At 30.8% G+C, this 13,590-nt stretch carries 10 protein-coding genes; 3 read left to right on the top strand and 7 right to left on the bottom strand.

Annotated features, from left to right (window positions below; all coding sequences use genetic code 11):
* The first annotated feature begins 238 nt into the window (after nt 1–238).
* Complete coding sequence (locus HALHA_RS02395) at nt 239–1,576, top strand: NAD(P)/FAD-dependent oxidoreductase (RefSeq protein WP_015326183.1); 1,338 nt, start codon at nt 239–241, stop codon at nt 1,574–1,576.
* 86 nt (nt 1,577–1,662) lie between these two features.
* Here the strand turns inward: HALHA_RS02395 and HALHA_RS02390 are convergent, their stop codons facing one another.
* The 7 genes from HALHA_RS02390 to HALHA_RS02355 form a co-directional block, all read right to left on the bottom strand.
* Nucleotides 1,663–1,818 carry a hypothetical protein gene (locus HALHA_RS02390; protein WP_156801202.1) on the bottom strand — a complete coding sequence of 52 codons (156 nt, stop codon included), beginning with the start codon at nt 1,816–1,818 and terminating at the stop codon, nt 1,663–1,665.
* Nucleotides 1,819–2,557: 739 nt separating this feature from the next.
* Complete coding sequence (locus HALHA_RS02385) at nt 2,558–3,631, bottom strand: PTS fructose transporter subunit EIIC (protein ID WP_015326182.1); 1,074 nt, start codon at nt 3,629–3,631, stop codon at nt 2,558–2,560.
* Between the two features lie 31 nt (nt 3,632–3,662).
* Nucleotides 3,663–3,974: a PTS fructose-like transporter subunit IIB gene (locus HALHA_RS02380; protein ID WP_015326181.1), complete on the bottom strand. Its 312-nt coding sequence runs from the start codon at nt 3,972–3,974 to the stop codon at nt 3,663–3,665.
* Nucleotides 3,975–4,001: 27 nt separating this feature from the next.
* Entirely contained in the window at nt 4,002–4,451 is a 450-nt protein-coding gene (locus HALHA_RS02375) for a PTS sugar transporter subunit IIA (RefSeq protein WP_015326180.1), read from the bottom strand.
* A gap of 14 nt (nt 4,452–4,465) precedes the next feature.
* Nucleotides 4,466–6,466, bottom strand: coding sequence for a BglG family transcription antiterminator (locus HALHA_RS02370; protein WP_015326179.1), 2,001 nt, complete (start codon nt 6,464–6,466; stop codon nt 4,466–4,468).
* Nucleotides 6,467–7,390: 924 nt separating this feature from the next.
* A protein-coding gene (locus HALHA_RS02365) for an IS3 family transposase (protein WP_156801201.1) occupies nt 7,391–8,517 on the bottom strand; the annotation gives its coding sequence in 2 pieces (ribosomal slippage) (nt 7,391–8,265 and nt 8,265–8,517; 1,128 coding nt in all).
* Nucleotides 8,518–8,796: 279 nt separating this feature from the next.
* The gene (locus HALHA_RS02355; protein ID WP_015326176.1) at nt 8,797–12,039 is read right to left on the bottom strand and encodes an alpha-amylase family glycosyl hydrolase; all 3,243 of its coding nucleotides are present in this window, start codon (nt 12,037–12,039) and stop codon (nt 8,797–8,799) included.
* Between the two features lie 311 nt (nt 12,040–12,350).
* On the opposite strand from HALHA_RS02355, the gene HALHA_RS02350 reads away from it, so the two are divergent.
* Both HALHA_RS02350 and HALHA_RS13780 read left to right on the top strand, forming a co-directional pair.
* Nucleotides 12,351–13,031, top strand: coding sequence for an IS4 family transposase (locus HALHA_RS02350; protein WP_281098763.1), 681 nt, complete (start codon nt 12,351–12,353; stop codon nt 13,029–13,031).
* A 67-nt stretch (nt 13,032–13,098) separates the two neighbouring features.
* Nucleotides 13,099–13,311, top strand: coding sequence for a transposase (locus tag HALHA_RS13780; RefSeq protein ID WP_281098762.1), 213 nt, complete (start codon nt 13,099–13,101; stop codon nt 13,309–13,311).
* Nucleotides 13,312–13,590: the final 279 nt, after the last annotated feature.

The following is a 13,590-nucleotide window of genomic DNA, read 5'->3' as shown; positions in this document are numbered from 1 at the left end:
CTATTAGTATTATCTTATGGAAAGAATACTATAATATAACTATTCTGTCAAGAGCAATAATAAAATATTTTATTTGATGAAGTTTCAAAATCAAACATCTTTTTATTCCAATTAAGAAGTAATTTGAATATGAAAAAACTTCCTAGCATTAGAAAGCTCAGATGACATTACTTTAGATTATCCTTCATTTATAATATAATTTAATAGTATAATCAACTATACCGGAGGGAGAAACTAAATGAAGAGAATTACAATAGTAGGTGCTGGAGTAAGTGGTTTATTTTTAGCTTATACTTTATTGCAGAAAGATAGAAAGTTACAGATTCAAATTATAGATCAAGGTCGTCCACTTAAAAAAAGAAGTTGTCCCTTACAAGAAGAGACTAAACAGTGTGTTAGTTGTAATAAATGTGATCAATTATCAGGACTAGGCGGAGTTATGGCCAAGTCGGAAGGAAAGTTTAATTATACAACTGACTTTGGTGGTAAACTAGCTACTAAATTAAATACTGATACAGCTTTTAAACTACAAAACAAAGTCGACCAGATTCTCTATTCGTTAGGAACGGATAAGACAACTCATTACAGTACTAAAAATCCTAAGTTGATCCAGGAAGCAAAAGAACATGGTTTAGAGGTACTAACTACTACCGTTAGACATTTAGGAACAGATCTAACTTATAAAATTACAACTAATCTATATCATCGTCTGAAGGATAGAATTGATTTTAGATTTAATACAGAAGTTACTTCCATTGATAAGCAAAATAGATTTTATTTACAAACTAATCAAGGGATTTATAAGACTGATCAGCTTGTTTTAGCTACTGGGCTTACTAGTAATAATTTGTTAGGATCTTTTCCCGAGGTTACTACCTTTAATACTAGGGTTGATTTAGGAATTAGAGTTGAGATGAAGCAAAAACAGCTTGCGAGTATTCTCCAGGATAATTTTGAGACTAAACTGCGTTATCAAGGAACTGATTTTACAGCTACAACTTACTGTATGAATCCCGGCGGACAGGTGGTACGAAAATATCACCAGGGACTAGTAATGGCGGATGGGCAAAATTATGCTGAAGGTACAGCAGCTACTAATAAACTAAATTTTACTCTGTTTGTTCCTCGCTACTTTCCTACTTCAAAGCAAGCAAGAGATTATGCTGCTAATATAATCGGTAGAATTAATCAAAACCGGGAACGAATAATTGTTCAGCGTTGGGGAGATTTAAAACAAAAGTTAGCTACAACAGAAAAAAGGCTAGTTGCTAATAGTATTACTCCTAGCTTACAAGCAGAGCCTACTAATTTATATAAAGAGATTCCTAAGCTGTATTTAACTGCAATAAGAAAATTTTTTCAGGCTCTAGAGAAGTTGATTAATCAGCCAATTGCTGCTAATACTTTATTATATGGTCTAGATGCTAAATTTTATCAACCAGAGATCAAGCTAGATAAAAACTTTCAAACACAAATAGAAAATTTATACTTAATCGGTGATGCTTCCGGAGTTTCTTGGTCTTTAGCTCAGGCAGCAGCTAGTGGTATTTATCTAGGGAATAAGTTAGGTTGCTAAATCTCCTGCTGTACTATCTATTACTATTGGGGTTTATAGTGATGGATCTGTTGGTTGTTTTGAATAATCTCCATCCAGAACTTCAATTAGGATTTCTGTTGGTGGAGATATTTTTCCACTTCGTCTTTTTTCATTGGATTCAATGTAACATATTTAGGAAGAGACCAATCTCTAATTTCTCCTGACCATCTTTTTGGATAAGCTGCTTTTGCTTTTTTATATGTTTCAATACGTTTCTGCATTATATCTATATCAAGCCCATGATGTCTTTGATAGGGCGTTATAAAATTAATCCCACTATGCAAAACTTACTCTTAGCCTTGAAAATGAACTCTGTATTCCTAGTTTATCTAAAGTTGCTATAAATGTTGCTGCTTGCATAGGACTACCATTATTAGAGTGTAATACTAAAGGTTTCTTCTTTTTAGCTATGGCTTGAGAATAGGATTTATTGTCGTTACTTTATTATAACACAGATTTTATTCCTTACGATAACTATCCTAACATATAGGGCACCGGCTTTAACATTAAGTTCATTTAAGTTTTCTTATCCCCCCTTCTCTAATGGATGCTACAAATTCCTCTTTACTTACATCAGGTTTAACTCCATAGACTAATTTAGTCTTTAGCATCAATCACATACCACATCCCTGTCTTATCTAACTCTCCATTCTCATGTTGCAAAGCATACTCATCCTTAGCCTTGGTTCCTAAATTTTTTCTCCTTCTTCTTTAATAACTTCCATTAGTGTCTTCCTAGCTAACTTTCCGTTATTTACCTTACCACTACCATTGTCATGAGCTGCTAGCTCCTAACTACCTATTAAGCCCTCTGGTAAATCTCTATGTAGTTTATTCTCTAAAGCTCTTTCTCCCCAAATCTTTTCTTCTTTAATCTCCTCTCTACAACATTATTTGATTTTATATAAAATAACCTCTTAGGGCCACCCCAAGAGGTTAAGATATTATCTTCTTATCAAATTAACTCATATCAAATTCTAAATCAAGCTCTTCCTCTGCTGACTCTTCTTCAACTATTTCTTCTTCTACCTCTGATTTTAAAGCATTTACCATTACAGCAGTAATTGCTACTCCAACAGCAATTGCCACAACAAACATTAATCTATTATCTACTACTGGCAATACAATTAAACCTCCATGAGGAGCATGGTCTCCTACTCCACTTAACATAGCTATTACTGAACCTACAGCAGAACCTGTGACGATAGAAGGAATAACTTTAATTGGATCAGCTGCTGCAAAAGGAATTGCTCCTTCAGTAATTCCTATCAATCCCATAAAGAAAGCTCCTTTACCTGCTTGTCTTTCTTGTTCCGTATATTTATTAGGTGCTAGTGTAGTTGCTAAAGCCATACCTAATGGTGGAATACAAATTGCTGCAGCAATAGGCCCCATTACCGTATATACACCTTGTTCAATTAATCCTGTACCAAATAAGAAAGCTGTTTTATTTATTGGCCCACCCATATCAAAGGCAATCATAGCTCCTAAGATAATCCCAAATATTACTTGGCTTCCATTACTCATAGCTTGTAACCAACCTTTAAGACCAGTCATAAAGTTACTAATAGGAGCTCCTATTACATACTGCATCAAACTACCAACAATAATTGTAGATAATAACGGAATCACAAAAATAGGCATTACAGGTTTTAAAACTTCTGGCACAGACCAATTTTTAATCCAATTAGCAACATAACCAGCAATGATACCAGCAACAATACCACCTAAAAATCCTGCTCCAATCTGTCCTGCTAAATAACCTCCAATCATACCTGGAGCTAATCCTGGACGATCAGCAATTGAATAAGCAATATAACCTGCTAAAACTGGAACCATCATTGTAAATCCTGCTACCCCTAAATCCAATAAATTTTTAAGAGCCGGATTAGTTACATTCGCTCCCTTACCAGCCTCAACACCACTTAACATAATTGCAAAAGCAATTAATACACCACCAGCAACTACAAAAGGAATCATGTGACTTACACCAGTCATCAAATGACCTCTAATTTCTTTTAACTTTTCCTTCATAAACTATCCCTCCTAATTTATAAGTTTTTGATTATTCTCTAAAGTTTTTAATTATCTTATCTATGATTTGATTTGAATGTTTAATTGCTTTTTGAACTTCAAGCTTTAACTTAGGCTTTCCTTTAAATCTTTCTGGCTTAGAAATATTAATATCTGCAGCTATAATAACTGCTGTAGCTTCTGCTACTTCTTCTTTAGTGATTTTATTTTCTATTCCAACTGATCCTTGGGTTTCCACCTTAATCTCTACTCCCCTTTCTTCTGCACTCTTTTCTAAAGATTCTGCTGCTAAATAAGTATGAGCTACTCCAGTAGGACAAGCTGTTACTGCAACTATTTTCATTATCATCACTCCTTATTAATTTTATTATTAAAACATTTGAGTTAAAATTTTATTAACTTCTTCTTTAGTTTGAACATTTAATAATTCTTCTTTAAAACCATCATTTAATAAATTACGAGATAAAGTAGCTAGAATCTTCAAATGATCATCTGACTTACTTTCTTCAGGAATAGCTAATAAAAAGATTAATTTTACTGATTGGTCATCAATTGCCTCCCAATCAACTCCTTCTTTTAATCTAGCAAAAGCTACAGTTGGTTCTTTAACACTACTAGATTTACCATGAGGAATAGCTATTTGATTTCCAATTCCAGTACTAGATTTTTCCTCCCTAGTGAGTAAACTATCATAGTATTTATCTAATGATTCTAATCTTCCACTTTTATCAATTAAGCTTGCTAATGACTTAATTATTTCTTGTTTATCCCCCTTAACTACATCTAAACTGATTAATTCTTCATTAATTAAATCATTCATCTAACTCACTCCTTTTATAAAATAGACTTTATTATATTTTCCTTAGTTGTAGATTCTTCTAATTTCTTGATTGCTTTTGGATTATCAAGAATCTTATGAAAGTGCTTAAAAAACACCTTAGATTCTTTATTTTTAAGAGCTAACAGAAAAACAATATTTACAGATTCAGCTCCCCACTTGATTGGATTTTCTAAAGTTGCTATTGCTATTTTAGACTCTAACACATAATCTTCTTTGCCATGAGGAATAGCAACCTTATTACCTACTCCAGTAGAAGTTATCTTCTCTCTATCTAAAGCTGATTCAATAAAATCTTCTTTAATACTATTTCTATCTAATAATTGCTGACTTAGAAATTTGATAATTTCTTCTTTACTCTCAACATCTAAATTTACAAATATTAAATTTTGGTTTAATAATTGGTGAATTTTATTCAGTTCTAAATCCAATTCTAACTTCTCAGCTTCTTTATCTTGTAAAATATAATTAGTCTTTTGCTTTACTAAATTAATATCATTTTCTGTTACTAAAGGACTTACCTGAATTACTGGTTGTTCTAAATCATTTAATGGAATTGTACTAATAATGACATCTATTTCTTCTAAATTTTTATTTTTTAATTTATGAGCTGCCATCAAATCCATAATTTCTATTCCAGATAATCTTTTAGCTAATCTACTGGCTATTAACTGCGAAGTGCCAATTCCACTACTACACACAATAACCGCCTTTATCTTTTTATTTATTCTTTCTAAAGCCGCACCTAAATGTAAAGCAATATAACCTACCTCTTCTTCATTAACTTTAATTCCTAAATGTTTTTCAAAGATTATGCTACTAGCCCACGCAGCTCCAAAAACACTAGGATAATCCTCTTTAATTCTATCTAATAAAGGATTTCGTAAACTCATTCCATACTTTAAGCGATTAATAGCAGGCCTTAGATGTAATACTAATCCCACTAATAGTTGTTTATCATCTTGAAACTCAACTTCTAATACTTCGGCTGCTAAATTAATAACTTCTTTAGCTACTTTAACTATTTTAGAATCAGTATTTTCTAAAACATCAGTTACACTTTTAGTTTGAATGTTTTGTTGTAATTTAGCACCTAAAATATGAAGAGAAATATAACCAACTTCATCTTTAGGAATTTTTATCTTTAATATATTCTCTAATTTAGTAGTAATATACTCTGCCACTTTAAATTCTTCTTTAGCCTTTAAATTATTTAATTGTTCCTGATCCATTTTTATATCTTTACCTTGTTCTAGTCTTTCAATACTAATAGCTATATGAATTACTAACCCAGCAAAAGCCTCATCAGTAAATAAAAATCCTAATTCATTCTCAGCTTCTTTCAGAATTTTCTCAATATTACGGAAGTCTATATCTCCAAATAAAGATTTTAACTGTTGATAAGTTTTGGTGTCAATCCTACTATCTGGTTCTAAACTAGTCTCTTTTTCTAATATTTTTTTAAGTTCCTGGTCTCCTTTAAGCTCAGCTAATAAATCTGCTACTGCTTTACGCCATTTTTTTTCATCCCCTCTAACTTTAATCCCACAATTTCTTTTTCTTTCTAAAATTAAACCATATTTAGATAACCAGGTTTCAACTTTTTTTAAATCCTTATAGATAGTAGATCGACTTACATATAGTTCTTCAGCTAATAGTTTCATAGTATATTGTTTATCAGTTTCTAATAAACACTTTAGAATATATTTCTGCCTTCTAGAAGGAGATAGTAGATCATTATTTTTTTGCGCTTTAAATAATTGCCTTTCTAATTCTGTTTTTTCAACACTATCACACTCTATCCAAACTCCTACTCTTGGTTTCTTTATCAAAGTGATATTTCTTAACTCTAACCACTCTTCAAGTTTTTTTAAATCACTCCTAATTGTTCGAGCAGAAACATCAAATTCTTTAGCTAACTTTTTAATAATTATAGGTTTTTGATTGTTTAATAGGATCCTTAATATTTTTCCACTTCTTTTATTAGGTAAGTTCATTATGTATACCACCTTATGCTTCTAAATTAAATTTTAAATCAATTGTGGAAATTAACTAACTATCTCTCTTGACTACATATATATAATAACATAAAACTACTTGCAATCATAGTCTTTAAACGCGACAATAGTTTCCGGTTTAATCCGGAAAATAATAAAAATAAATCACAATTATTTTATATTCCTCTAATTTTTATATTATTTTTTTCATTTAAATCTAAATATCGTTAACTCTAGATTATTATTGACGTGTACTCACGAATTTTTGATAATCTCATATTCACAACGTTTCATTAGTACTAGGCAACTTTTAGCTGCAACGACGATTAGAGAAAAAAGGGGGGAGAGCTACCGCTTCTTGCCAATTTTTAGCAGGTTGTAACTCCCCACCTTTTTGGAAATATAATAGAAACTACCATCTATTGGGATACATGACTATTGCTTTTTATAGTAATGTATCTGTTGGTTGTTAGGGAGTTGGCCCGTTATTTAACTCTTTTTCATCAATACATTAAGTCAGTATTCATCCTCTCGATTTTCCCTAACATCAGCAGTCTTCCACATCTTAACTACTTCTAATTCAACAAACTTATTCTTTAGTTTCATAAAAGAATCTTCATCATACTAGTTAAATAATCTAACATTTCTATAAACTTCTCGATTACCATATTTAAAGTAAATATAGATTACTCCATCCTTAACTAAAGCCCTAATAAGCTTTTTAAAAATCTCTTCAATTTTCATCAAAAACTGTATTTTTATAAAATTTACTTGCATTTTGATTATAATAATCTATTGTAGGCATTGCATAATTTTATCTCTCAAATAATTCCTTCATTATCCCTCTGATATTTAATAAAAAGTCCTTAAAGCTTTTCTCTATACTCTTAGCTTGTTTTTTAATAACTGGATTGTCAACACTTTTTAGGCCACTTTTTTCTCGGACATTAAATACCTATATTCAACAGGTGTAAGATAATCAAGTGACCCGTGAATTCGGTGGTTATTATACCAGTTAACATAATCAAAGAGCTCATATTCTAATTCTTCAAAACTGTTAAATTTTCTATTAAATACAAATTCAGTTTTAACTACTTTAAAGGCGGCTTCTGCTACTGCATTGTCATAAGGACAACCTTTTTTACTTAAAGATCGTTCAATATCGAATGTACTTAAAATCTGATCTATTGCTTTATTTTTAAACTCATTACCCCTGTCAGTATGCAAGATGTTTATCTCATCAATTGGTCTCTTAATACTATAAAAGGCTTTAGTTACTAATTCAGCATCTTTCTTTTTACCAGCAGCACAACCTATAAATTCACGGTTAAACAGGTCTATTATTAGGCATATATAATTCCATTTGCCATTAACATTAACATAGGTTAAATCACTAACTACAACATCTAAGGCCTGCTTTTTATTGAAATCTCTATCAACAATATTATCTATTTTTTCTTCATTACATTTTGGAGAATGAACTTTATACTGCTTAACAGTATAATTGGAGACTAGACCATACTTTTTCATAATTTTAGATATTCGTCTTCGAGATACTTTATAACCTTTTTTATCTAGTCTATTTTTGATTTTTCTAGTCCCATAATTATTTCTACTATTTTTAAAGATAGTTATTATTAGATTTTCAAGTTCGGTATTACAAGACTTTTTCTTGGGTTCGTAATAAACAGAACTTCTTGAAATATTAAGCACCTTGCACATTGCGCTAATACTGTATTTCTCTTTATTTGCCTTAACAACAGCTACTTTTGTCCTAGTATCAGCGCTGCTTGCTTTAAAATATCATTCTCCATCTTAAGTTGTTTAATTTCTTTACGTAATTTTAATAGTTCTTTTTCTTCATCAGTTCTATTATCTTTAGCTTTAAAAGAACCAGAATTATTAAAGTCTTTTTTCCATTTATGGACAGTAGATCTTGCAATACCATATTCATTAATAATATCACTTATCTTTTTACCGTTATTAACAAGGTTAACAATTTTCTTTTTAAATTCATCATTATAACGTTTGGCCATGATATTCTCCCCCAATTTAATTTATATTCTTTTATTATATCATGTCCGAGAAAAAACTGTATGATTAATTATAACCTATCTAAAATCCCCATATACCTTTTTCCGCAAATCATATCTTTTCCCTTCATTTTCTAAATATCATTCAAAATAAAAACTATTTTTTAAATAGTCCCTAAACCCTAATTACAAAATTGGAAACTTAATATAGAAAATCTCATTCACGAAATGCACCATACAATTAATACCTAATAAAAAACTCCTGAGGCCTTATAACCCCAGGAAAGATACTAATTATTATTTTACTTGTTCTATAGAATAAGTCATCTCCTTTAAATTAACTCTAACTATATACTCTGTTCCTTCTTCTAGATTCAAGTAGATATTACCCATCCCTGTATCTTCTTTCAACTTACCATCTTTTCCTATAAAGGCTGGACCTCCACCATCACTTGGCCAAGCTCCATTAGTTCCTATCTTAAAAGCTTGGTTCTTCCCTTCTGGGACCCAATCTTTCTTTACTGGAGCTGGTGCTTTAATCTTTGCTTCGTAGACTCCATCTGCTACTTGCTTCATTGCAGTGAACTTATTAAACTTCCAACTAGTTGCTGTTCCCAATAAGTAAGCTTGATTAATCTCTGCTTTTTCTTTAACTTTTATTGTCTTTATTACTGTTTCCCCTTTTAAACTAACTGTAATAGTGGTTTTTCCTGGTTTAATACCTTTAACTTTGCCATTAGTAGTAACCTTAGCTATTTCCTCATTACTAGACTTCCAAATAACACCTTCTTTATTGACCGTCAACTCTATTGAGTCGCCAACTTCTAATGCTATATCTCCATTTACTTCTAACTTTTCTTGTTCAGCTTTATCAATTGCCTGCTTATTATAATCAACAGAATCAATAGTAATCATCTTAGTATCATCAGCAATTAGTGGATCAGTATCTCCATTTCCACCTCCAAATGACCAAGGGCCACCTTTAGAAGTTAATGGACGTAAGATACCTTGCGAACCATCAAAGTCCCAAGTTGTTATATAGACTTTCACTCCCACTAAATTACCTAAACCAGCAAAAGAGTCAGATTTAAACTTAAATTCTATCGTCTTCTTACTTTTATTTACTTTTACTTTTGGGGCTGGAATTATCGATTTACCATACTTATCTTTAGTCGCTCTTTCAGCAGAATAATAAGCATTATTCCAACCATCTACAAATGCTTGATAATCCCACTTGAATCCTTCTGGAGCAGTAGCATTCAATCTTGGTAGTACTTTAGCTCCTGATTCATTTGGTAAATCTATAAATATATTGAATACTACATGATCAAATCCATTATCTGGATTCCAAGTGTCAGTTATCTCCGCCATCTTTAAGTTTAATTTTAGGTTACCGCCTACTAGAGTTGCTTTTACTTGTCTGATATCCATTTGCGAACCAAAGCTTTTATCTTGTGGAAGAGTATATTCTCCTTTTGGCCCGTGGATATCACCAGCTGGATCCTTAACTATAAGACTTGAACTCTGGCTACTTACTTTAGTAGTAAAAGTAAACCTTTCTGAAACAATACCTTTATCTGCAGCATAAACAGCTAAACTGTGTTGATTCTTACCTAATCCAAACTCTTTAATTGGTAGATTTACATTCCAATTTCCATCTGCACCGACTACTACATCTGTTGCTTGTGCAAGATTTCCATCTACTACTACTCGTAATTGTTCAATATCACCTTTTACCTTACCTTGTAATTTAATATCATCAGTAAACGTTTCATTATTAATTGTTGTTTGAACATCTATTTTAGAATCAGTCGTAGCAATATCCCTTTTCTTTTCTGTGGATAATAATACTAATCCGGCTCTAGGTGCAAGTTCCGTAGTAATTTCACCATTCTCTCCGACTACAACTTCATCAGATTCATTCATCTGTACAAGCGTCTTCAACCTAGTTCCTTCTTTCAATCCAGTCCCAAGGTTACTCATTAATACTGGATGGTCTGCCGTATTAAAGAGAACTAAAGCCGTCTTCTTTTTATATTCTCTCTTATATGCAAAGACTCCTGAACCAGAATGATTATCCTGTAATACATCAATTGTACCTCTAGTTAATATCCTATTAGAAGTTCTAGTCTCTGCTAACTTCTTAATATACTGATATAAATTAGCCTGTTGATTAAAGTGATTTTTGCCACCAGAACCAAATCCTTCAGCAAACATTGAACCACGTTGTTCAGTAAATCCTTGTTCTGTCCCGTAATAAACAATCGGAATTCCTGGAATAGTAAACATAAACATTAAAGACTGTTTCATAGCTTTACGAGAACCTTTTTCTAAAAATCTAGCTACATCATGATTATCAATAAACAATGGAGTTATATACGGATTTCTATATTCATTCATTGTTACATTTAGTCTATAACTCAAATGATGCGTTGGCCTTCCTTGAGCAAAAACCCTTCTTAATGTTACATGTAAAGGAAAGTTTAAGACAGCTGGTAACTCTGGCTTATCTTTAGTACCTAAATACCTAGTTACCTTTTTATCTCCTTCTTTACTTAAAGGATCAGAAGCTTCGAATACTTCTCCAAAGGCTAAGAAATCATCTTTTTTATTCTTCTTAGCTACTTTCATAATACCTGGTGCTTCAGCATCATCAGCATAAAAGAAGTCATTCCAAAACTCATGTTCAATAAATTTAACTGTATCTACCCTAAATCCATCTACTCCTACTTCCTCTATCCAGTATCCATAAGAATCTCTTAATGCATCTCTAACTGCTGGATTACTTGTATTTAAATCATCAAGATCACTAATTTGATAATTTTTTTCCTGCTTTTTGTTCTTGTAATCCTTAATCTTAGGCGTCCAGTGGTATATATTAGCCTTGCGATCTTTCTGATTATTATAATTATTCATATTAAATGGATATTGAACTGGCTTACTAACAGGTTCTGACTTCTTATTTAATATGAAATTCTCACCTGGCTTATAAGGATTATATTTATCATCCTTATAAGTAAAGAAGTTTCCTGTATGGTTAGGAACTATATCTTGAATCAAATACATTCCATTCTTATGCAAAATATTTGATAATTTTTTGTAAGTATCTAATGTACCATAATGTTCATCTACCTTCTTGAAATGCCGTCCCCAATAACCGTGATAACCTGTTACTTGTACCCAAGGATCCCACCATTGATTAGCTACAGGAGGAGTAATCCAAATTGCTGTTGCTCCTAGGTTTTTTATATAATTAATTTTATCTATAATCCCTTGTAAATCTCCTCCGCTATAAAAATCCTTATGGTTAGGATTATATTCTCCAACTCCTTGGTTATTATTATCAGGATTTCCATCATTAAATCTGTCTGTTAATATAAAATAAATAACTTGATCTCGCCAATCAGGTGATGATACTTGCAAATGAGAATATTTCTCCTCTGATGCCTTTTGTTTAACAATTGGACCATTGCTAAAAGAATATACTGGCAAACTAACTACCCAAAATAATAAGATAAATATTAAAATTTTCTTTTTCATTTAATCTTCCTCCTATATAATAAATATTACTCCCTCAGTTACTAAGTTATAAAATTTATAGGGGAGTCAGCGCAAACGATTGCACATAAACCCTATTATACTTATTCTTTAATTAATTTATTATTCCTTTATAATTTATTATTTTTTAATTCTTAGTCACCTTGTTAAATAATTAATTTACAATTGTTATAAACAATCACTAGCGTTGCATCGTTTTTTATAAAAAATTATTGAAAAAACAAAACTCCTTTGATTAAATGGATAAGTACCCACCACAGTACAAAATTCATGAAACCAAAGGAGCTGAAATCATGAATTATTGTACCATACTTTTAACTAAACTGCTAGATGTTATTGATGAAAATTTTCTAAAAAGTTTAATTAATAAATATAATGCAGATTATAAGGTTCATAAACTAACAACAGAAGTTCATTTGTTATATTTACTTTACTTTCATCTTACTAAAAAAGAAAGTCTAGAAGATTTTGTTTCGGATCTAAAGAATAATAAGCAACTAAATAAAGTATTACCTAAGATAAGCAAGTCTCAGTTATCTCGAAAAAATGAAGATAAAACTTACAAGATTTTCTTTGAGATTTTTCAACACCTCTTTGATAAGCTTACATCTAATAAAGGGCTAAAAAAAGCATTAAAAGAAATTGGTTCTGTAAAAATTTTAGATTCTTCAACAGTAAGCTTATGTTTATCATTATTTCCTTGGGCTAAGTTTAGAAGTACTAAAGGTGGAATTAAACTTCATACTCTATATGATTTAAATACTAATGCTCCAGAAAATATAATAATAAGTGATGCTGTAATTCATGATAAAGAAATATTTGATGATTTAACTTTTAATCCTAGCTATACTTATCTTTTTGATAGAGCTTATATAAAGTATCAAAAATTTGATGAATTTATAGAAAATGATATTTACTTTGTGACTAGAGCAAAATCTAACACCAAAATTGAACTCATTAGATCTAACTTTTAAGAATAAAGAAGCAGATGTTATATTAGACGCTGATGTAATGCTAGGCGACCATACTTCAGAGACTAGAATGAAACATAAAACAAGATTAGTTAGAGTAAAAACTACTGATCGAAATAGAAAAGATAAAATCATAGATATTCTAACTAATCGTTTTGATTTGGAAGCTCATGTAATAGCCTATTTGTATAAAAAGAGATGGCAAATAGAATTATTTTTTAAATGGATTAAGCAACATTTAAAGATAAAAAGCTTTTTGGGCAAAATAGAAATGCTGTCTTAATCCAAATTTATAGTGCTGTTATTTTATTTTTAATCCTAAAATTACTTAAAAAAGAGTCTAAATTTAAAGGACATTGCTTAAACTTACTAGAAAGATAAAATATTCTATTCTGTCAGTTGTAAAAGATAATTTCCATTGGAGTAAATGGATAAATACTACTTAATAAAATTTTATTGTTTAAGACTTAGGGTAGTAGAGCTCTGTTTAGAAATATATTCTATATTTTACTTTAAATATAGAATATAACTTCATTTTGGAATAAAATTGTTTTTTAAAGAT

Origin of the sequence: Halobacteroides halobius DSM 5150 (assembly GCF_000328625.1) — a bacterium.
Taxonomy (GTDB): Bacteria; Bacillota; Halanaerobiia; order Halobacteroidales; family Halobacteroidaceae; genus Halobacteroides; species Halobacteroides halobius.
Note: the sequence above shows the minus strand (reverse complement) of the source record. Positions and strands in the feature narration are given on the sequence as shown.

Coding starts and splice junctions, on each gene's coding strand:
- HALHA_RS02395 (WP_015326183.1), top strand. CDS start 239: ATGAAGAGAATTACAATAGTAGGTGCTGGAGTAAGTGGTTTATTTTTA.
- HALHA_RS02390 (WP_156801202.1), bottom strand. CDS start 1,818: ATGCAGAAACGTATTGAAACATATAAAAAAGCAAAAGCAGCTTATCCA.
- HALHA_RS02385 (WP_015326182.1), bottom strand. CDS start 3,631: ATGAAGGAAAAGTTAAAAGAAATTAGAGGTCATTTGATGACTGGTGTA.
- HALHA_RS02380 (WP_015326181.1), bottom strand. CDS start 3,974: ATGAAAATAGTTGCAGTAACAGCTTGTCCTACTGGAGTAGCTCATACT.
- HALHA_RS02375 (WP_015326180.1), bottom strand. CDS start 4,451: ATGAATGATTTAATTAATGAAGAATTAATCAGTTTAGATGTAGTTAAG.
- HALHA_RS02370 (WP_015326179.1), bottom strand. CDS start 6,466: ATGAACTTACCTAATAAAAGAAGTGGAAAAATATTAAGGATCCTATTA.
- HALHA_RS02355 (WP_015326176.1), bottom strand. CDS start 12,039: ATGAAAAAGAAAATTTTAATATTTATCTTATTATTTTGGGTAGTTAGT.
- HALHA_RS02350 (WP_281098763.1), top strand. CDS start 12,351: ATGAATTATTGTACCATACTTTTAACTAAACTGCTAGATGTTATTGAT.
- HALHA_RS13780 (WP_281098762.1), top strand. CDS start 13,099: ATGAAACATAAAACAAGATTAGTTAGAGTAAAAACTACTGATCGAAAT.